The sequence below is a fragment of the Pseudomonas sp. LBUM920 genome, from assembly GCF_003852315.1.
Lineage (GTDB): Bacteria > Pseudomonadota > Gammaproteobacteria > Pseudomonadales > Pseudomonadaceae > Aquipseudomonas.
The window spans coordinates 1620415-1640051 of the sequence record NZ_CP027762.1 but is presented as its reverse complement, the minus strand read 5'-3'; the positions used below and the strand labels follow the sequence as shown (position 1 = coordinate 1640051).

Sequence of the window (19637 nt, the reverse complement as noted above, 5' to 3'; positions counted from 1 at the left end):
CTATGATGCACCCATGACTTTTTGACCTGCGATGACCCATGGCTGACTCTGCTTTTTTCTGCCCCTTGTCACACGAAGGCGTTCTCGCCGTACGCGGTGCCGACGCTGCCAAGTTCCTGCAAGGGCAACTGACCTGCAACCTCAATTACCTGAGTGACACCCAGGCGAGCCTCGGCGCTCGCTGCACGCAAAAAGGCCGCATGCAGTCGAGCTTTCGCATCCTGCTGCAAGGCGACGGCGTGCTCCTGGCCATGGCCAGCGAACTGCTCGAACCGCAACTGGCAGATTTGAAAAAATACGCGGTGTTCTCCAAATCCAAACTCACCGACGAAAGCGCCGCCTGGGTGCGTTTCGGCCTGTCGAATGCGGATCAGGCCCTCGCCTCCCTTGGCCTTGAGCTGCCTGCCGAAACCGACAGCGTCGCGCGCAGCGACACATTGATCGCCATTCGCGTCTCCCCTGGCCGCAGCGAACTCTGGGTGCCCGTCGAACACGCCGAAGCCGTACGCGCTCAGCTGGCCACACAGCTACAACCTGCTGACTTGAATCAATGGCTGCTGGGCCAGATCCGCGCTGGCATCGGCCAAGTCATGCCCCAGACCCGCGAACTGTTTATCCCGCAGATGCTTAACCTGCAGGCCATCGGCGGCGTCAGCTTCAAGAAAGGCTGCTACACCGGCCAGGAAATCGTCGCGCGCATGCAATACCTGGGCAAACTCAAGCGTCGCCTGTACCGCCTGAGCCTGGATGCAACCGAATTGCCCGAGCCGGGCACCCCGCTGTTCGCGCCCAGCCACAACAGTGCTATCGGTGAGGTGGTGATTGCAGCAAAAGCTGACCAATGCGTTGAACTTCTGGCCGTGCTGCAAGCCGAAGCTGCCGACAGTGGCGATGTGCACTTGGGCGCTCTGGAAGGCCCCGGCTTACACCTGCTTGACCTGCCGTACTCACTGGATCGCGATCGAGAGATCCAGCGTTAATCGCCGTACTTTTTTGCAACACCCTAGAGAGCATGAATGAACAAGCTGGCGGAAAAAGTCCAACAGGCTTTAGTGACGGCCATCGACAACGATGACCTGGTTCTGCCGACATTACCGGAAGTGGCCCTGAACATACGACAGGCCGCCGAAGACCCGGAAATCAGCATCAGCCACTTGAGCAAAGTGATCGGTCGCGACACCGCCCTGTCGGCACGCCTGATCAAAGTGGTCAACAGCCCGCTGCTGCGCGCGACCCAGGAAGTCACCGACCTGCATACCGCAATCACCCGGCTGGGCACCAACTACAGCAGCAACCTGGCCATCGGCCTGGTGATGGAACAAATTTTCCACGCCCGCTCCGAAGTCGTCGAATTGAAAATGCGCGAAGTGTGGCGCCGCAGCCTGGAAGTGGCGGGCGTGAGCTACGCCTTGTGCCGCAGCCACAGCCAGCTGAAACCTGATCAGGCAGCGCTCGGCGGTCTGGTGCATCAGATTGGCGTGCTGCCGATCCTCACCTATGCCGAAGACCATTACGAACTGCTCTCCGACCCCGTCAGCCTCAACCATGTGATAGAGAGCATTCACCCGCTGCTGGGGGACAAACTGCTGGGCGGCTGGGATTTCCCGGAGATGCTCGCGAAGCTGCCAGGGCAATACCTGGACCTGGAGCGCGACTCCGCGAGCCTGGACTACATCGACCTGGTGCAAGTCGCCGTGCTGTATTGCCACCGGGGCACTGATCATCCACTGGCGAATGTATCGGTTGCCAGCCTGCCGGCGATCCAGAAGTTACGGGTCGACCCGTACAGCAATGCCCTGCGTGCCGAACTGGATGAAGCGCGCTCGATGTTTTACTGATCAGCCCGCGATAAAGCTCACGCGCACCTTCAACCCCGCCAACTCGCCGTCATGCAGGCTGATCTGCGCCAAGTGTGCGCGGCAGATCTCACCAACAATCGCCAGCCCCAAACCTGAGCCCATGCCCTGTTGACTGCGGCGGTAGAAACGCTCGAATACCCGGTCCCGCTCATCCAGCGGGATACCCGGGCCATCATCCTCCACCTCCAGGATCGCGGGCGCCGTGACCCGCAAAATCACATTGCCTCCAGGCGGTGTGTGGGCCAGGGCGTTATCGACCAGATTGCTCAGCAACTCGTTCAACAAGGTCGGCTCACCCCGCAGCCACACCGGCTCATCCGCCTCCAACGCCAGCGCAACGCCGCGCGCATGCGCCAGCGGCGCCATGGCCATGCCCAATTCCCGCGCCAGCTGGCTGAGGTCGAGCAATTGCGCCCCGCCTTCGGCAATCGCCCGTGCGCCGTTTTCAATGCGTGCCAGCGACAGCAGTTGATTGGCCAAATGGGTGAGGCGGTCGGTGCCTTGGGCAGCGGTTTCCAGGGTGCTGTGCCACGTCGCCGGGGCGTCGCTGCGCAGGCCGAGTTCCAAACGCGCCTTCAGTGCCGCCAGCGGGGTGCGCAATTCATGGGCGGCGTCGGCGATAAACTGCGCCTGGCGCTCGAACTGGCCGCGCAGGCGCTCGGTAAAGTGATTGAGGGAGCGCACCAGGGGACCGAACTCATGCTGCACTTCCACCAACGGCAATGGCCGCAAGTCGTCGGGCTGACGCTCCTCCACGGCAGTGCGCAAGCGCTCCAGCGGACGCAGCGCCGCGCTGACGGCAAACCACACCAGCAGCAATGCGCCAACGGCCAACATCCCAAGGCGCAGCAAGGTGTCGGCCAGCAGGCTACGGGCCATGCTTTCGCGCGCTTCATCGGTTTCTGCAACGCGTATTTCGGCCATGCCATTCATGTTCGGTTCGGAGACAGCCTTGAGCAAACTCACCACGCGTACATGCTGGCCCTGATAGGTGGCATTGTAAAACCGCGCCAGCGCTGGGTAGTCGTCCGTGCGCGGCGTGCCCGGCGGCGGGCCGGGGAGGTTTTCGTAACCGGAGATCAGCTTGCGATCAATGTCATTGACCTGATAGTAAATACGCCCGGCGCTGTCGTAGGCAAAGGTGTCCAGCGCCACATACGGCACGTTCGCGCTCAGGGTGCCATCCACCTGGGTCAATCCGGCGGCGATGGTGCGCGCTGACGCCAGCAAGGTGCGGTCATAAGCGGTGTCGGCGGCTTCGCGCCCATTCCAGTAGGCGCTCATGCCGCTGGCCAGCATCAACACCACCAGCAACAGCGCCAGGTTCCACAGCAGGCGCCAGCGCAGGCTGCTGGGCTTATGCATCGCGGGCTTCCAGCAGGTAGCCCAGGCCGCGGAAAGTCACGATGGCGATAGGCTGGCCGTCGAGCTTCTTGCGCAGGCGGTGCACGTAGATTTCGATGGCGTCGGGGCTGGCCTCTTCATCCAGGCCGAACACCTGCGACGCCAATTGCTCCTTGCTCATCACGCGACCAGGGCGTGCGATCAGCGCTTCAAGCACCGCCTGCTCGCGGGAAGTCAACGTCAGCAGCTCGCCACCCACGGTGAAACGCCGGGTATCCAGGTCATAGACCAGCACGCCGCACGCCTGCTGACGCTCGCCCCCCAAGACGCTGCGGCGCAACAGCGCTTTGACCCGCGCTTCCAGCTCGGTCAATTCAAACGGCTTGGCAAGGTAGTCATCGGCGCCCAGGTTCAGGCCATGCACGCGGTCTTTCACATCGCTGCGTGCCGTGAGCATCAATACAGGCAGATTTTTCCCACGCGCGCGCAGGCGCGCCAACACTTCAAAACCGTCCATGCGCGGCAGCCCCACGTCGAGGATCACCACCGCATATTCCTCACTGTTCAGGGCCAGGTCAGCGGCCACGCCATCGTGCAACACGTCGACAGTCAAACCCGTGCTCTTGAGCGCCTGGGCGACACTTTCAGCGAGTTGCAAATGGTCTTCAACCAGGAGGACACGCATGGATTTTCACCTCATTCGGGCATGGTCGACGCCACGCTTTGCGGGGCAGTTTACAGGCGCTGCCTGCCCTGTGAAGCCCGAAAACATTGAAAGGCAACTGAAAGGTTAGTGAAAGCTTCGCCCTTTAGCATCCAGCCACGGTGGGTTATGCCCGCCGAGCTACCTGATCCGTAGTGCCAGAAAAACGCCTCGAAGCGTTTTCGCCAAAATAAGAACAATAACGGAGTACACAACGATGCTGTCGACACAGCCACAGGCTTGCCCGCCTGTTCGTTTTTCTCGCCTTGCCCAGACCGCCCTTGCCAGTGCCGCCGCCCTTGCCGGCTTTTCGCCACTGAGCCAGGCCGCCTTCTTTGAAGACAGCAGCGCCACCCTCGAAACCCGCAATATGTACTTCAACCGCGACTTTCGCGACGGTACCAGTGCCCAGCAATCCAAGCGTGACGAATGGGCCCAGGGGTTCATGCTCAACCTGCAATCGGGCTACACCGATGGCACTGTCGGGTTCGGCGTGGATGCGTTGGGCATGCTTGGGGTCAAGCTCGACTCCAGCCCCGACCGCACGGGCACGGGCCTGTTGCCGACCCACGACGACGGCCGCGCCGCCAACGAATACTCCAAGCTGGGCCTGACCGGCAAAGTGAAGATCTCCGCCACCGAACTGAAAATCGGCGCGCTGATCCCCGAACTGCCGATCCTCAAACCCAACGACGGGCGCATCCTGCCGCAGACCTTCAACGGCGGCCTGCTGACCTCCAAAGAATTCAAAAACCTGGTGTTCACCGGCGGCCGCCTCGACAAAGCCAAAGACCGCGACGACACCCACTACGAAGACATCGCCCTCAACAACAAAAACAGCCGCTTCGTCAGCGGCGCCACCGGCAAGCACTTCAATTTCGGCGGTGCGGACTACAAGTTCGCCGACAAGATCACCGGCAGCTACCACTTCGCCCAGCTCGACGACGTCTACCGCCAGCACTTCCTTGGCCTGGTGGCCTCACGCCCAGTGGGCCCCGGCACTTTCGGCGCCGACCTGCGCCTGGCCATCAGCGATGACACCGGCAGCGCCCGTGGCGGCAACATCGACAACAAATCCCTCAACGGCCTGTTCAGCTATGCCCTCAATGGCCATAAGCTCAGCGCCGGCTACCAGCACATGTCCGGCGACAGCGCCTTTCCCTACGTGGATGGCAGCGATCCGTACCTGGTCAACTTCGTGCAGATCAACGACTTTGCCGGCGCACAGGAGCGCTCCTGGCAGGCGCGCTACGACTATGACTTCGCCAAGTTGGGCATTCCCGGCCTGAGTTTCATGAGCCGTTATTTGTCGGGTGACAACATCAGGCTTCGCAACGGCGAGACCGGCAAGGAGTGGGAGCGCAACAGCGAGATCCGCTACGTGGTGCAAAGCGGCACGCTCAAGGATGTCGCCCTGCGCCTGCGTAACGCCACCTACCGCTCCAACTATTCGGCACGTGATGCCGACGAAGTGCGTGTGCTGGTGAGCTACAGCATTGCGCTTTGGTAGTCGCAACTCATAACAACAAAGAAGGAGATAACCATGACCTATTCACTGCGTAAATTGGCCCTCGCCGCCGGCTGCATGCTGTTCGCCGGCCAACTGCTGGCCGCCGACGAACCCAAACGCCCGGAGTGCATCGCCCCGGCCTCGCCCGGCGGTGGCTTTGACCTGACCTGCAAACTGGCGCAAAGCGCGCTGGTCAACGAAAAGTTGCTGAGCAAGCCGATGCGCGTCACCTACATGCCAGGCGGCGTGGGCGCGGTGGCCTATAACGCGGTGGTCGCCCAACGCCCGGCGGACGCTGGCACGCTGGTAGCGTGGTCCAGCGGTTCGCTGCTGAACCTGGCCCAGGGCAAGTTCGGCCGCTTTGATGAAAGCGCCGTGCGTTGGTTGGCGGCCGTCGGCACCAGCTACGGAGCCATCGCGGTGAAAGCCGATTCGCCCTACAAGACGCTCGACGATTTGGTCAAAGCCCTGAAGAAAGATCCGGGCAGCGTCGTCATCGGTTCTGGCGGCACCGTCGGCAGCCAGGACTGGATGCAAACCGCACTGATCGCCAAGGCTGCCGGGATCAACCCGCGCGACCTGCGTTACGTGGCACTCGAAGGCGGCGGTGAAATCGCCACCGCACTGCTCGGCGGTCATATCCAGGTGGGCAGCACCGACATCTCCGACTCCATGCCGCACATCCTCAGCGGCGACATGCGCCTGCTCGCCGTGTTTGCCGAAAAGCGCCTGGACGAGCCGGAAATGAAGAACATTCCGACCGCCAAGGAGCAAGGCTACGACATCGTCTGGCCGGTGGTACGCGGCTTCTACCTCGGGCCAAAAGTCAGCGATGCCGATTACGCGTGGTGGAAAGAAGCGTTCGACAAACTGCTGGCCTCCGAAGAGTTCGCCAAGCTGCGTGACCAGCGCGAGCTGTTCCCGTTCGCCATGACCGGCCCGGAGCTGGACACCTACGTGAAGAAACAGGTGGCTGACTACAAAGTGCTGGCCAAAGAGTTCGGCCTGATCCAGTAATCGCCTCGCTTTCGCACGGCCGCGCCCTCCTCGACGGGCGGCGCGGCCCAGGAGTTTCACATGCTCTTACAACGCATTTTCGCCTCAGTGATGCTGCTGGTCTGCGCCGGCCTCGCGCTGATGGCATGGCCGTATCAGGCGGCGTTTTCCTACGAGCCGGTCGGGCCTCGCGCCTACCCGCTGCTGATGCTCGGGCTGATGAGCCTGGGCCTGATCTACATGCTGTTTCGCCCACAGCCCACCAAGCACACCGAAGAAGAACCGGCCCTGGACCGCGACACGCTGATCAAGATCGGCATCTGCGTGGCGCTGCTGATCGTGTTTGCCGGCACGTTCGAGGCTCTGGGCTTCATCCTCAGCAGCATGCTGATCGGCATTCCGATGGCGCGCCTTTATGGCGGCCGCTGGGTGCCGAGCGTGGTGATCGTCACGCTGATGGCCATTGGTCTTTACCTGCTGTTCGACAAAGCCATGGATGTACCGCTGCCCCTCGGCCTGCTTGAAGTTCTGGAGAACTGATATGGATACGTTCAGCTATTTGGGCCAGGGCTTCGGCGTTGCACTGACCCCTTACAACCTGGTGACCGCCCTGTGCGGCACCTTGATCGGCACCGTGGTCGGCCTGCTGCCGGGCCTGGGCCCGATCAACGGCGTAGCCCTGCTGATCCCCATCGCGTTCGCCCTGGGTCTGCCGCCGGAATCAGCCTTGATCCTGCTCGCTGCCGTCTACCTGGGCTGCGAATACGGCGGCCGCATCAGCTCGATCCTGCTGAACATTCCCGGCGAAGCGTCCACCGTAATGACCACCCTCGACGGCTACCCGATGGCCCGCAAAGGCCTGGCCGGTGTGGCACTGTCGTTGTCGGCGTGGAGTTCGTTCATCGGCGCGTTCATTGCCACCTGCGGCATGGTGCTGTTTGCGCCGCTGCTGGCCAAATGGGCGATTGCCTTCGGCCCGGCGGAATATTTCGTACTGATGGTGTTCGCGATTGTCTGCCTCGGCGGCATGGCAGGAGACAAACCGCTGAAGACCTTTGTGGCGGCACTGATCGGCCTGTTCCTTTCAGCCGTCGGCATCGACGCCAACAGCGGCGTGTACCGTTTTACCGGCGACAACATCCACCTCACCGACGGCATCCAGTTTGTCGTATTGGTCCTGGGTTTGTTCTCCATCAGCGAAATCCTGTTGCTGCTGGAAAAAACCCACCGCGGCCAGGAAGCGGTAAAAGCCACCGGACGAATGATGTTCAACCTGAAGGAAGCGTCTGCAGTCTTCGTGGTTAACATCCGTTGCGGCCTGCTGGGTTTCATCATGGGCGTGTTGCCGGGTGCCGGCGCGACGCTCGCCTCGGCCGTTGCCTACATGACCGAAAAACGCCTGGCGGGTGCCAGCGGTAAATTCGGCCAGGGCGACATGCGCGGCCTCGCCGCTCCGGAAACCGCAATCGGCGCCTCCGCCTGCGGCGCGCTGGTGCCGATGCTGACCCTCGGCGTACCCGGTTCAGGCACCACCGCTGTGATGATTGGCGCATTGTCGCTGTACAACATCACCCCTGGCCCGCTGCTGTTCCAACAGCAACCGGACATCGTCTGGGGCCTGATCGCGTCGCTGTTTATCGCCAACATCATGCTGGTGATCCTCAACATCCCGATGATCCGCATCTTCACGCGCATCCTCGCCGTGCCGAACTGGGCGCTGGTGCCGGTGATCGCGATCATCACCGCGATTGGTGTGTACGCGGTTCACGCCACCACCTTCGACCTGTTCCTGATGGTCGGCATCGGCATCTTCGGCTACATCCTGCGCAAGCTGGACTTCCCGCTGTCGCCCGTGCTGCTGGGCTTCATCCTCGGCGGCCTGATGGAGCAGAACCTGCGCCGCGCGCTGTCGATTTCCAACGGCGCGCTGGACATCCTCTGGTCCAGCCCGATCACCTTTGGTGTGTGGGTGCTGACCGCGCTGATGCTGGCTTTCCCGCTGGTGCGCATCTACCGCAAACGTGCCCTCCAGCGTCGTGCCCTGGCCGATGTCTGAGGTCACCTTTAAGCAATGGTGGGCAACACCGCTGGTCGGCCTGGCCGGCGGTTACCTGGCCAGCCTCGTCGGCTGGCCTTTGCCTTATATGGTCGGCTCGTTGCTGGCAATTATCCTGGTGCGCTGCCTCACGCCATGGCAACTGGCGGAGATTCCCGGCGGGCGCAAATGCGGCCAATGGGTGGTGGGCATCGGTATCGGGCTGCACTTCACCCCGGTGGTGATCGAGCAAGTCATGAGCCACTTCGGCCTGATCTTCTTCGGCGCGCTGATCACCAGCCTGTCGAGCATTGTCGGCGTGTGGTTGATGCGCCGCAGTGGGGAAGACCGCGCCACCGCGTTCTTCTCCAGCATGCCGGGCGGTTCCGGTGAGATGGTCAACCTCGGCGCACGCAATGGCGCGGTGCTCAGCCGTGTCGCGGCCGGGCAAAGTCTGCGTGTGCTGGTGGTGGTGTTGTGTGTGCCGGCGATCTTCAAGTACGTGCTGGAAGGCGGCGCGCCGCAGTTTCATCCGGCGCCGGTGAACTGGGCGTGGCTGGCGCTGCTGTTTCCGCTTGGGGCGCTGGTGGCCTGGGGCTGGCAGCGTTTGCGTCAGCCCAACCCGTGGCTGTTCGGCCCGCTGTTGGTCAGTGCGACCGCCAGTGTTGTGTGGGATTTGCACATCGGCCTGCCCGATGGCGGCAGCCAGATCGGCCAATGGCTGATCGGCAGCGGTTTGGGCTGCCACTTCAACCGTCAGTTCTTTCGCCGTGCACCGTCGTTCATGGCGCGTACGCTGCTAGGCACGGCGTTGACCATGGCGCTGGCGACGTTGGCGGCGGTGGGCTTGAGTGCATTGACACATCTGGACTTACGCTCACTCACGCTGGGCATGATGCCGGGCGGTATTGCTGAAATGAGCCTGACGGCCGAAACCCTGCAACTGTCGGTGCCGTTGGTGACGGCGATGCAGGTGATGCGCTTGTTGTTTGTGCTGTTTCTGGCGGAGCCGTTGTTCCGGCACTGGAACCGTCAGCCGGAAAAAATCTAAGCCTTCACAAAATTCCAATGTGGGAGCTGGCTTGCCTGCGATAGCGGTGGTTCAGTCAATAAATATATCGGCTGACAGATCGTCATCGCAGGCAAGCCAGCTCCCACATTGGGTTGCGGTTAACCTTTAGAGTGGCGGCAACCGCCACTCAATCGGCGTCTCGCCATTCTGCTCAAGAAATTTATTGGTACGGCTGAAATGCCCGCAGCCCAGGAACCCGCGATACGCCGACAACGGTGACGGGTGCACCGACGTCAGTACCAGGTGCTTGGTCGCGTCCACCAGCTTCTGCTTGCTTTGCGCATGGGCGCCCCACAGCAGGAACACCAGGTGCGGCTGATGTTCACTGACCACCTCGATAATCCGATCCGTGAAGAACTGCCAGCCCTTGCCCGCATGGGCGTTGGCATTGGCGCGCTCAACGGTCATGGTGGTGTTGAGCATCAGCACGCCCTGATCCGCCCAGCTTTGCAGACAACCGTGGTTGGGAATATCGATGTTCAAGTCGCGCTTGAGTTCTTTGTAAATATTGACCAGCGAGGGCGGCGTCGGCACGCCCGGCTGCACCGAGAAGCACAACCCGTGGGCCTGACCGGGCCCGTGGTACGGGTCCTGGCCCAGAATTACCACTTTGACCTTGTCCAAAGGCGTTGAGTTGAGCGCATTGAAAATCAGCGGGCCTGGCGGGTAAATCTCTTTGCCAGCGGCGTGTTCCTGGCGCAGGAACTCGCGCAGTTGGGCCATGTAGGGCTGCTCGAACTCATCCCGCAGGGCGTGTTTCCAGCTGGGTTCGAGTTTGATACGGTCGCCTTCGGTCATGGTGTGTTCGTCGCGTAGAAAAAGAATGGGCGAACCCTAGGAAAGCAGGCCCCGCTTGTCAATTGATCTGACACACCACCGGCACTTTCCGTTGAACCGATCATACTGATCCTTCACTTTCTCGATTGAGGTCACGATGAACCTGCACTTCGAAGAGCTGACCGGCAGCGACGGTGCCCGCCTTGGCATCGCCAGCCTGGACGCTGAAAAATCGCTCAACGCACTTTCCTTGCCGATGATCCTGGCCCTGACCGAACGTCTGGATGCGTGGGCCAAAGACCCGAATATTGTCTGCGTACTGCTGCGCGGCAACGGGCCAAAGGCCTTTTGCGCGGGCGGTGAAGTACGCAGCCTGGCCGAGGCCTGCCGTGAACGGCCCGGCGTTGTGCCAGCACTGGCCGCCGATTTTTTTGCGGCCGAATACCGCCTCGACTATCGCCTGCACACCTACCCGAAACCGCTGATCTGCTGGGGCCACGGCTATGTGCTGGGCGGAGGCATGGGCCTGCTGCAAAGCGCAGCAATACGCATCGTCACCCCCAGCAGCCGTTTGGCGATGCCCGAAATCAGCATCGGCCTGTACCCGGATGTGGGCGCAAGCTGGTTCCTGTCACGCTTGCCCGGCAAGCTGGGATTATTCCTGGGCCTCACCGGCGCGCATATGAACGGCCGCGATGCAGTGGACCTGGGCCTGGCCGACCGTTTCCTGCGCGATGACCAGCAAGACGAACTGATCGAAGGCCTGCTGCAACTGAACTGGCAGGAACAGACCGCGATGCAGCTCAACAGCCTGCTCAAGGCACTGGCCCAGGAAGCCGTCAGCCAGCAGCCGGAGGCGCAATGGCTGCCCCGTCGCGCACAGATTGATGAATGGTTGGATGTGGGCGATGTGCGCTGTGCCTGGCGCGCCCTGAACCTGCTGCGCGACCACGCCGACCCGCTGTTCAGCCGTGCCGGCAAGACGCTGGCCGAAGGTTGCCCGCTGACGGCGCATCTGGTGTGGGAACAGGTCGAGCGCGCCCGGCACTTGTCATTGGCCGAGGTCTTCCAGATGGAATACACCATGAGCCTCAATTGCTGCCGTCACCCGGAATTTGCCGAAGGCGTACGCGCACGCTTGATCGACAAGGACCAGCAACCCCACTGGCATTGGCCCGATATCAACACGGTGCCGGAGGCTGTGGTGCAGGCGCACTTCACCAAGGTGTGGGAAGGCAGGCACCCTCTGGCAGACTTGTCCGACTACTGACAGGCGATCAATTCAGGCGCCCGACCGTAAATGCACAATTGTCCGGCTGGCTGTCCTGGCAAATGTAGACGTCTTGCTTGAGTGGATCGGTGGCGAGTTCCCAGTGCAGGGACTTGGTCAGCGACATCGTGCTGAGGGCCCCCGGCATGTCATACCGCAACGCCAGGCTTCGCCCGCTGCCCATCAGATAAACGCAGCGGTCCAGGAAGCCGTTCTCGCGATCCTGGCCCTTGCCGGGGGTGAAGAGCGCACCGATAAACCGATCCGCGAAGTCATTGGCGTCGACCTTCGGGCTTCGCCAATGAGACTGTTTATCCGACGCTTGAAAATAGCCGCTCACGTACTTGACCGATGAGGGGTAGGGACAGCCCTGTTCCGCATTCGCTTGCGCAACGCCACCCACCCACAATAAGAACAAGCACACACGTTTGATCAAAGAGCATTCCATAGACCCACTGCCTCCTCAGAGACGCACAACGGCGTCCCCAGCAGTGGAATGCAGATCAAACGCTTGCGATAGCTGTTAGAAATGACAGTGCCGACGAACGGTCTGCATAAAAAAGCGGCGCCTGGGGCGCCGCTTGAGGTCATGACCTGTCAACGATGGCCGCCACCGCCACCGCCGCCGCGTCCACCGCCATGGCCCGACCCGCCATTGCCCCAACGATTGTTCCAGCCCTGGCCTGGATAAGGCCGGTAAGCGGGCCGTGGGTAATAACGCGGGGCCGGTTGGTAGTAGCGCGGCGCCGAATAGTAACGTGGCGGCGGCGCATAGTAGCTGCGCCCATATTGATAGTAAGCGGGGCCGCCGTAGTAATAGGCCGGTGCCGGCGCGGTGTAGACCTCGGAGCGATAGTAAGTAGCACCTCCATCGTAATAGGGCACACACGCAGAAAGGGTCAACCCGAGTAACGCAGTGAGCAGCAGTCGTCGATACATGGCGGCCTCCTGGACCGCTTGAGAGCACCTCCAGCGACGCTGGAGAGCGGCATTCGTCTTTCATTGAATGACGAAATATCTGACATCGAAATCCGAATCTGGTGCGTTTCAGACACAGGTTGTGACACCTGTTTCGGACGAGCTGAGCACCTCATCACCCGTGCGTGGAAAGGTGCAACTCGCTGACGGCCAGTGGAAAACCCGCCTCATCGGTGAGCCTGAAGGCCTTGCCGATACCGTAAACATCAGCCACTTCAGCGGCCGGCGCGGTAACCTGCGCAGCTTGCAATAGCGGGACGGCGCTGTATCGTGCTGAAAACTGCGCGATACAGCACGAACCCACATGACCACGCCAACCCTCTGCCCCGCCTGCGGTGCCCGTAACGACTGCGCGCTGGCTGACCCGCGCACCGCCGACCAGGCCTGCTGGTGCTACAGCGTCACCCTCGATCCGGCGGTGCTTCAAGCCTTGCCCGATGAACTGCGCAACACCGCCTGCCTGTGCCCGCGCTGTGCCCAAGTGGATGCGCAATTGCGTGAGGCGGCGATTGAGTAATGCGCGTTGATCGTTTCCTCAGTAACCTGCCGCGTTTCAATCGTCAGCAAGTGCGCGTGCTGCTGATAGAGCGACGGGTGACCGTCGATGGCGTGGCGGTCAGCGATCCGCACCATGAGGTGCGTGAGTTCAGCCGCGTGTGTGTCGACAATGACGTGCTGCAAGCCGGCAAACCGGCGCGCTACTTCATGCTGCACAAACCTCAAGGCTGTGTGAGCGCTACCTCAGACCCGCAGCACAGGACGGTCCTCGATTTGCTCAATGAACCGGACAAAGGCGAGCTGCATATCGCCGGTCGTCTGGATTTCAATACCACCGGGCTGATGCTGATCACCAACGACGGCCAATGGTCACGGCGCCTGACGCAACCGCAGACCAAGCTGCCCAAGGTTTATCGCGTGGAAACCGAACAGGCCATCACGCCTGCGTACGCGATCACCTTCGCAGCCGGTGTGTATTTCGCGTTTGAAGACCTCACCACGCAGCCCGCCGAGCTGGCCCTGCTGGGGCCGACGACTGCGCGGCTGAGCATCATTGAAGGCCGCTATCACCAGGTCAAGCGCATGTTCGGGCACTTTGATAACAAGGTCATCGGCTTGCACCGTGAGCGGATGGGGCCATTGGCGCTGGATGACTCGCTGGCGCCGGGCGAATATCGGGCACTGACTGAAAACGAAATCCTCGCGGTCTGATGACCGTTCGGCCGGTGCTGGCAATAAACCAGCTGGTCGCCTTGCGACCTGGCGTCTGTGCTGCTTGAATCAAACCGTCAGCCAAATCATGACTGGCGAGTCGCCTTATAACCTCCAAGAAACACCTTGCCCCGCCCGCGCCTGATCTACGGGCCTCTCAGGCAAACAGCCCGCCCTGACAACAGCCGTCGGCCAGCCGTCATCGGACCGACATGGGCGCTCCTCTTCCAGGCGTATGCCTACCTGTCATAAAGCTCGTGCAGAGTGATCTGCGCGCCCTACCCGCTTGCCAGGAGTCTTACGACATGAGGCCAGAAATCGCTGTGTTGGATATACAGGGTCAGTATCGGGTTTACACGGAGTTCTATCGCGCGGATGCTGCTGAAAAGACCATCATCCTGGTCAACGGCTCGATGGCCACCACGGCGTCCTTCGCCCAAACCGTGAAAAGCCTGTACCCGCAGTTCAACGTGGTTTTGTACGACCAGCCCTACGCTGGCCGCTCAAAAATCCACAACCGCCACGAGCAGATGCTGACGAAAGAAGTCGAAGGCCAGATTCTGCTGGAACTCATCGACCACTTCGCCGCCGAACACGTGCTGTCATTTTCCTGGGGCGGCGCTGCCACCCTGGTCGCCCTCGCTGCACGCCCGCGTCGCGTGGAAAAGGCCGTGATCAGTTCGTTTTCTCCGGTAATCAATGCACCGATGCGCGATTACCTGGAACGCGGTGTGGACTACCTCGGCAACCTTGACCGCGACCGCGTCGGCCACCTGGTCAACAACACTATCGGCAAACACCTGCCGTCGCTGTTCAAGCGCTTCAACTACAAGCACGTCAGCAGCCTGGCCGAGCACGAATACGGGCAGATGCACTTTCACATCAGCCACGTGCTCAACAGCGACCGCCTGTGCTACCTCAAGGCAGCGCGGCAAATCGACATCCCAGTGCTGTTTTTGAATGGCGAATGGGACGAGTACACCAGTGCCGAAGACGCCAAGCTGTTTGGCCAGCATGTGGCCAAGAGCAGCTTCAGCACTATTCAGGCGACCGGGCATTTTCTGGATATGGAGCACAAGGCGGCGTGTCGGGACAGCCGGGACGCGGTGGTGGGCTTTTTGAAACCGCAGCGACCGGTCAGTCGCTTGCGCTACCACCAGGGCCAGACGCAGCATGCCTTTGCGATTTGAAATGACAGAGCTGAAAAGCCCGCTTGGGCGGGAGCCGGGCTTGCCCGCGATGCAGGTACCTGTCAGTCACACAGGCGATGTATCGCAGGCAAGCCAGCTTCCAACTGAGCTTGAGCGACGCAACCCACACATTTTTCGAAGAAAAACTTCAAATCCCGATGAACATCTGGTACAAAGTCAGCCGCTCTGAGCGGGTATAGTTTAATGGTAGAACAGTAGCTTCCCAAGCTTCCGACGAGGGTTCGATTCCCTCTACCCGCTCCACTCACATTTCGCGCCTACGTCGGTTACGACGCAGATGCCAAAAAAAACCGGTCCCTGTGACCGGTTTTTTTATGGGCGCAATTTGTGCATTCGTCACTTGCCGCGCGCAAACCTGTACAAATCAATATTTTTGTACAAGTATAAATACCAAGCGTTGGCGCTTCGCCGCGCATGATCACGGAGCCCGGCAATGACACGTCTACTGATTTCATTGTTGCTGGCGTTGAGTTTGAGCAGTTGCGGCAACGTCGAGGTCGCCCACTACGCCGACCAGAAACCGCAATTGGACCTGGAGCGTTTCTTCAGCAAGCCCGTCAAGGCCTGGGGGATTTTCCAGAAGCGTTCGGGCGAAGTGGCCAAGCGCTTTGAGGTCAATATCGCCAGCCGCCGCGAGGGCAATGCCCTGATTCTCGACGAGCGCTTTCTGTACAGCGATGGCACGCGTCAGCAGCGCGTCTGGACACTGACCCCGGATGGTCCGGGACGCTGGCGCGGTCGGGCGGGTGACGTGGTCGGCGAAGCGATCGGCGAAGTTGCGGGCAATGCACTGCGTTGGCGCTACCGACTCAACCTGCCGGTGGACGGTTCGGTCCACGAGGTGAGTTTTGATGACTGGATGTACTTGATGGACGAGGACACGCTGATCAACCGCTCCAGCATGACCAAGTTCGGCGTCGAATGGGGCCAGGTCACGCTGTTCTTTCGTCGCCAATGAAACAACCCACCGTGAGGGTGAACCATGAACCTGAAAATGCTCACTGAATTGGCCGAGAAAGGCGAGATACGGGAGTTGGAGCTGCTGTCGCTGGAGGGTGGCTTCTACATCGCGCGGGTCAGGTTGGATCATGTCGAAATGACGCTGGTGGACGATGACGCCAAGCCCATGCGCATCGGCTCGACCACGCACTTGCGCGACCTGTTGCAGCGGGTTCCGCCGTTCCCGTGTGTGCTGGTGCAGCACAGCGTGCACGATGAAATGTGCGGTGCGCGCGAAGGGCCGATCGGCGCGTTGCGCATACCGTTTACGCTGGCCTCGCCCCTTTAACCAGGGAATGTGCGGTTAAACCCCATCGCGCATTCCTCGCTGTACCACCCACGCCAACGGCAAGGTCAGCAGCAACATCCCCGCCAGTACCATCACCGCCACCGGCACACCGAGTGCATCGCCGACCCCGCCGAACACCAGCGGCGCCAGCGCTCCGCCGCCAATGGTGCCGGTGTAGAACACCGCAAAAGCCTGTTCGCGCCTGCCTGCGCTCGCCAGGTCCGGGACGGCGCCGTAGAGCACAGAAGACGTGCCGTTCAGCGCCAAACCCAGCAGCGGCAACATCAGCATCAAGCCACTCAGCGGCAGGTACACGGCCGTGACGATCAACAGCGCGGTGCTGGTTTCGGTCAACCAGACGGTTTTCATCATGCCAATGCGAGCCCCCAGGTAGCCGCAAAGCAATTTGCCAAACGCACCGCCAATGAACAGCATCGTCAGCGCCAGCCCAATGCCCGCCGTGCCTGCGCCTTTGGCTTGCAGCAGAAACGGCAGGAACGTGAGAAAGCCCATGCGCACGGCGCTGTCGAGCGTACCGGTGAGGATCAGCGCACGCAGGCCTGCCACCGAGCCCGTGCCACTCGGTGGTCGGGCTTTTCTTATCGCACTGGACTCGCGAACTTCAGCCGGCACCAGCCACCACAGCATCCCCGCTGCCGCCAGACCGAGCAGCCCCAGCAGTGTGGCGCTGGCGCGCCAGCTGACGACGGTCAGCAGCAGGCCCACCACCCCAGGAATCAGGGTTTTGCCGATATCGCCGCTGAAGTTGTACTGGGACAGCGCCTGCTTGACGCCACCACCGTCCTCATAAGCGTCGGTGATCATCGAGGAGGCCAATGGGTGTTGGGTGCTGGCCCCCAAACCGCCCAGCAGCAAACCCAACAGCAACAGGCTCAGCCCGGTGGCTTGCCCCACCAATAAGTAAGCGACACCCGCAAGCGCAGTGCCGCCCACCAGCAACGGTAAACGGCCCCAGCGTCGGGCGGCGCGGCTGGCCATCAGTTGGAACACGGCCATCATTCCGGAATAGGCGCCACGCAACAGGCCGATCTGGGCGTAGGACAAGGCGAACTGCGCCTGCCAGATCGGCAGCAACACGTAGATAACGTCCGTGAGGCCATCGTGTACGGCGTGAGCGCTGCAACCGGCGATCAGCGCGCGGCGCCGGCTGGAGGTTTCGCGAACAGGCACGGCAACAGTGTCATTCATGGTGTCGGCACCCGCTCAGGTTTGAGTGGCTTCCAGCCCGTCAGGGCGATCAGCAGCGTCAGCAGTTGAAAACCGATAATCAGCGCCACACAGCCGGCCCAGCCCCAGCGTTCCCAGATCAATGCCGGAACGATGGCACCGCAACTGCCGCCCAGGTAATAGCACGTCAGGTAAACCCCCACGGCGCCAGACTTGCTCTCACCGGCGGTGGCACTGATGAACGCATTGGCGGCGGCCTGGGCCAGGAACACGCCGGTGGAACTGAGCGCCAGGCCCACCACAATGCACCCCAGCGACGGCGCCAGGGTCAGCGCCGAACCACCGACACCGAGCGCGGCGGCGACCGCCAGCAGTTCGGCGTGAGGCCTGGCTTTGCTGAGGCGCCCGGCGAGGGGAATCACAATCAACGCCAGCAGAAACACCATGTAAAGCGTGCCCAGCGCCGCAGGCCCCAAGTTGAACGGTGGCAGGCCGAGGTGCAAACCTGCGTAAGTAAATGCCGCAACCTGGGAGAACAACACGCAAAAACCTACGCCGTACGCCGCCAGCAAAGGTCGGCTAAAAACACCTGAAGCAACCGCTCCAGGCCGTTCGCCGCGCAGTCGATTGGCGGGCAACAGGAACTGAATAAACCCACCCACCATCAAGCTCAACACCGCCAGCAGTTCGAACGCTTCGCGCCAGCCGACGTATTGCGTCATCACACCGGTGACGAAACGCCCGGCGAACCCGCCCAGTACCGTGCCCGCCACGTACAGGCTGGTGACCTCGGTCACCGTCGCGCCACGCCAGCGGTCGCCGATGTAAGCCACGCTGGTGGCAAACACCACCGGGATCACCATACCTTGCACAAACCGCCACACCAGCACTTCGGCAAAACTGCCGGCGTAGGCGGTCATCAGCGCAGGGGCGGCCAGCAGCAGCGCGGCCACGGCGATGACCGTGCGCTGTTCGAAGCGCCCGGTCAGCCGGCTGACAAAGGGCGCGGTGATCGCCACCGCCAGGGTGGTGACCGTGATGCTCCAGCCCGCTTCCTTGGCGCTGATATGAAACTGTGCGGCAAAGGTCGCGAGGATGCTCTGGGTGGCGTAAAGGTTGAGAAACGCAGCGCAGCCACACAGGAACAGGGCTAGACGGGCACAATGCAGGCGCGGTTTCATGAAACCTCTCGTTTTATTTTGTAACGCCTTTATAGAATGGCCGTCGGGTCTTAAACCAATACCGATTTCGAACCGATCAATACCCAAGGATCAGGATGCTCGACCTACGCAAGCTGCGTTACTTTCTGACGGTCGCCGAAGAATTGCACTTCGGCCGCGCGGCACTGCGCCTGCACCTGGCCCAACCGCCGCTGACTCGGCAGATTTCAGCGCTGGAGACAGAGCTGGGGTTCAAGCTGTTTGATCGCACCAGCCGCACGGTGTCTCTCACCGCCCAGGGGCGTTCGTTCTTGCCCTACGCGCGTGGCGTGTTGGAGCAGGTTGAATTGGCACAGGTCATCGCCGGCAAACTGGCAGCGGGCACCGCAGGCCAATTGGCACTCGGGTATGTCAGCTCGATCGCTTTGTCGGACCTGTTCAGCCAAGCGATCCAGGCCTTCGCCCAGCGCTTGCCCGATGTGCAGTTGACCCTGGTGGAGTGCGCCTCTGGCAGCCTCGGCGCGCAGGTGGCTGACGGCCGGCTGGATATCGGATTGAGTCGGCTTTTGCCGCACACAGCAGACGTTCACGCGTTGTCGTTGGGCGAAGAGCGGCTGGTGGCCGCGGTGTCCAGCGACAGCCCGCTGGCCAAGCTGGCGCAGGTCAGCTTGACGCAACTCAGTGCGTATCCGCTGATCCTGTTCCCGGCCGACTACGGGTCGGGTCTGAACCAATCCATCGAGCACCTTTACCGCCGCCACGCCCAGCCTTTGCGCGCGGGGCCAACCGGGCGGCAGATCACCTCGATCATTGCCTTGGTGGCCGCCGCACAAGGCGTGGCGTTGGTGCCCGCCTGTACCCAAAGCCTGATGAACAAGGGTGTGACGTATCGGCCGCTGGTGGAGGCGGATGCGTGCGCGCAATTATTGGTGTTGACGCCCGCGCAAAGGAAAAATGTATTGGCTGATGCATTTCTCGCCATCCTTGCGCAGGTGTTACACAGCCGGTAATGCCTTGGAAAAAACCGCAAACCTCTT

At 61.5% G+C, this 19637-nt stretch carries 21 protein-coding genes and 1 tRNA gene; 15 read left to right on the top strand and 7 right to left on the bottom strand.

Going from position 1 to position 19637, the window contains the following annotated elements; genetic code table 11:
* Positions 1-38 precede the first annotated feature (38 nt).
* Positions 39-980, top strand: coding sequence for a CAF17-like 4Fe-4S cluster assembly/insertion protein YgfZ (gene ygfZ / locus C4J83_RS07455; RefSeq protein WP_119738950.1), 942 nt, complete (start codon positions 39-41; stop codon positions 978-980).
* A gap of 36 nt (positions 981-1016) precedes the next feature.
* Positions 1017-1838 carry an HDOD domain-containing protein gene (locus C4J83_RS07450; RefSeq protein ID WP_106577021.1) on the top strand — a complete coding sequence of 274 codons (822 nt, stop codon included), beginning with the start codon at positions 1017-1019 and terminating at the stop codon, positions 1836-1838.
* Here C4J83_RS07450 and C4J83_RS07445 read toward each other — a convergent pair whose 3' ends face one another.
* Positions 1839-3224 carry a sensor histidine kinase gene (locus C4J83_RS07445; protein ID WP_106577022.1) on the bottom strand — a complete coding sequence of 462 codons (1386 nt, stop codon included), beginning with the start codon at positions 3222-3224 and terminating at the stop codon, positions 1839-1841.
* Complete coding sequence (locus C4J83_RS07440) at positions 3217-3888, bottom strand: response regulator (protein WP_083359659.1); 672 nt, start codon at positions 3886-3888, stop codon at positions 3217-3219. The genes C4J83_RS07445 and C4J83_RS07440 overlap by 8 nt, the downstream gene beginning before the upstream one ends.
* A 235-nt stretch (positions 3889-4123) precedes the next feature.
* Here C4J83_RS07440 and C4J83_RS07435 point away from each other — a divergent pair, with 235 nt between their 5' ends.
* The 5 genes from C4J83_RS07435 to C4J83_RS07415 are packed head-to-tail and all read left to right on the top strand — an operon-like array spanning position 4124 to position 9498.
* Positions 4124-5416, top strand: coding sequence for an OprD family porin (locus C4J83_RS07435; RefSeq protein WP_124416678.1), 1293 nt, complete (start codon positions 4124-4126; stop codon positions 5414-5416).
* Positions 5417-5449: 33 nt separating this feature from the next.
* Positions 5450-6433: a Bug family tripartite tricarboxylate transporter substrate binding protein gene (locus C4J83_RS07430; RefSeq protein ID WP_106577024.1), complete on the top strand. Its 984-nt coding sequence runs from the start codon at positions 5450-5452 to the stop codon at positions 6431-6433.
* A 60-nt stretch (positions 6434-6493) separates the two neighbouring features.
* Positions 6494-6952: a tripartite tricarboxylate transporter TctB family protein gene (locus tag C4J83_RS07425; RefSeq protein ID WP_119738943.1), complete on the top strand. Its 459-nt coding sequence runs from the start codon at positions 6494-6496 to the stop codon at positions 6950-6952.
* Between the two features lies 1 nt (position 6953).
* The gene (locus C4J83_RS07420; protein WP_106577026.1) at positions 6954-8468 is read left to right on the top strand and encodes a tripartite tricarboxylate transporter permease; all 1515 of its coding nucleotides are present in this window, start codon (positions 6954-6956) and stop codon (positions 8466-8468) included.
* Positions 8461-9498 (top strand): AbrB family transcriptional regulator, encoded by a 1038-nt coding sequence (locus C4J83_RS07415; RefSeq protein WP_119738941.1) that lies wholly within the window; start codon positions 8461-8463, stop codon positions 9496-9498. Before C4J83_RS07420 ends, C4J83_RS07415 begins: the two co-directional genes overlap by 8 nt.
* Positions 9499-9624: 126 nt before the next feature.
* Here C4J83_RS07415 and ung read toward each other — a convergent pair whose 3' ends face one another.
* On the bottom strand, positions 9625-10317 hold the full coding sequence (gene ung / locus C4J83_RS07410; RefSeq protein ID WP_106577028.1) for a uracil-DNA glycosylase: 693 nt from the start codon (positions 10315-10317) through the stop codon (positions 9625-9627).
* A gap of 136 nt (positions 10318-10453) precedes the next feature.
* Between ung and dspII the strand changes: the two genes are divergently transcribed.
* Positions 10454-11566, top strand: a complete 1113-nt coding sequence (gene dspII, locus C4J83_RS07405) for an enoyl-CoA hydratase/isomerase DspII (protein WP_124416677.1) — start codon at positions 10454-10456, stop codon at positions 11564-11566.
* Between the two features lie 7 nt (positions 11567-11573).
* On the opposite strand, the gene C4J83_RS07400 is transcribed toward dspII, so the two are convergent.
* Both C4J83_RS07400 and C4J83_RS07395 read right to left on the bottom strand, forming a co-directional pair.
* Entirely contained in the window at positions 11574-12002 is a 429-nt protein-coding gene (locus C4J83_RS07400; protein ID WP_124416676.1) for a DUF3757 domain-containing protein, read from the bottom strand.
* 161 nt (positions 12003-12163) lie between these two features.
* Positions 12164-12505, bottom strand: coding sequence for a hypothetical protein (locus C4J83_RS07395; protein WP_119738936.1), 342 nt, complete (start codon positions 12503-12505; stop codon positions 12164-12166).
* Positions 12506-12848: 343 nt separating this feature from the next.
* On the opposite strand from C4J83_RS07395, the gene C4J83_RS07390 reads away from it, so the two are divergent.
* The 6 genes from C4J83_RS07390 (at position 12849) to C4J83_RS07365 (ending at position 16252) form a co-directional block, all read left to right on the top strand.
* Complete coding sequence (locus C4J83_RS07390; RefSeq protein WP_119738934.1) at positions 12849-13061, top strand: cysteine-rich CWC family protein; 213 nt, start codon at positions 12849-12851, stop codon at positions 13059-13061.
* Positions 13061-13753, top strand: coding sequence for a 16S rRNA pseudouridine(516) synthase (locus C4J83_RS07385; protein WP_124416675.1), 693 nt, complete (start codon positions 13061-13063; stop codon positions 13751-13753). Before C4J83_RS07390 ends, C4J83_RS07385 begins: the two co-directional genes overlap by 1 nt.
* Positions 13754-14058: 305 nt before the next feature.
* Positions 14059-14943 (top strand): alpha/beta fold hydrolase, encoded by an 885-nt coding sequence (locus tag C4J83_RS07380; RefSeq protein WP_124416674.1) that lies wholly within the window; start codon positions 14059-14061, stop codon positions 14941-14943.
* Between the two features lie 190 nt (positions 14944-15133).
* Positions 15134-15207: transfer RNA gene (locus C4J83_RS07375), tRNA-Gly, on the top strand.
* A 190-nt stretch (positions 15208-15397) separates the two neighbouring features.
* Positions 15398-15922 (top strand): DUF3833 domain-containing protein, encoded by a 525-nt coding sequence (locus C4J83_RS07370; protein ID WP_119738930.1) that lies wholly within the window; start codon positions 15398-15400, stop codon positions 15920-15922.
* A 24-nt stretch (positions 15923-15946) separates the two neighbouring features.
* The gene (locus C4J83_RS07365) at positions 15947-16252 is read left to right on the top strand and encodes a DUF6482 family protein (protein ID WP_106577035.1); all 306 of its coding nucleotides are present in this window, start codon (positions 15947-15949) and stop codon (positions 16250-16252) included.
* Between the two features lie 15 nt (positions 16253-16267).
* Here C4J83_RS07365 and C4J83_RS07360 read toward each other — a convergent pair whose 3' ends face one another.
* Together C4J83_RS07360 and C4J83_RS07355 are read right to left on the bottom strand one after the other, a co-directional pair.
* The gene (locus C4J83_RS07360; RefSeq protein WP_124416673.1) at positions 16268-17461 is read right to left on the bottom strand and encodes an MFS transporter; all 1194 of its coding nucleotides are present in this window, start codon (positions 17459-17461) and stop codon (positions 16268-16270) included.
* Positions 17458-18621: an MFS transporter gene (locus C4J83_RS07355; protein WP_119738926.1), complete on the bottom strand. Its 1164-nt coding sequence runs from the start codon at positions 18619-18621 to the stop codon at positions 17458-17460. Before C4J83_RS07355 ends, C4J83_RS07360 begins: the two co-directional genes overlap by 4 nt.
* A 95-nt stretch (positions 18622-18716) precedes the next feature.
* Here C4J83_RS07355 and C4J83_RS07350 point away from each other — a divergent pair, with 95 nt between their 5' ends.
* Positions 18717-19610, top strand: a complete 894-nt coding sequence (locus C4J83_RS07350) for a LysR family transcriptional regulator (RefSeq protein WP_124416672.1) — start codon at positions 18717-18719, stop codon at positions 19608-19610.
* Positions 19611-19637 lie beyond the last annotated feature (27 nt).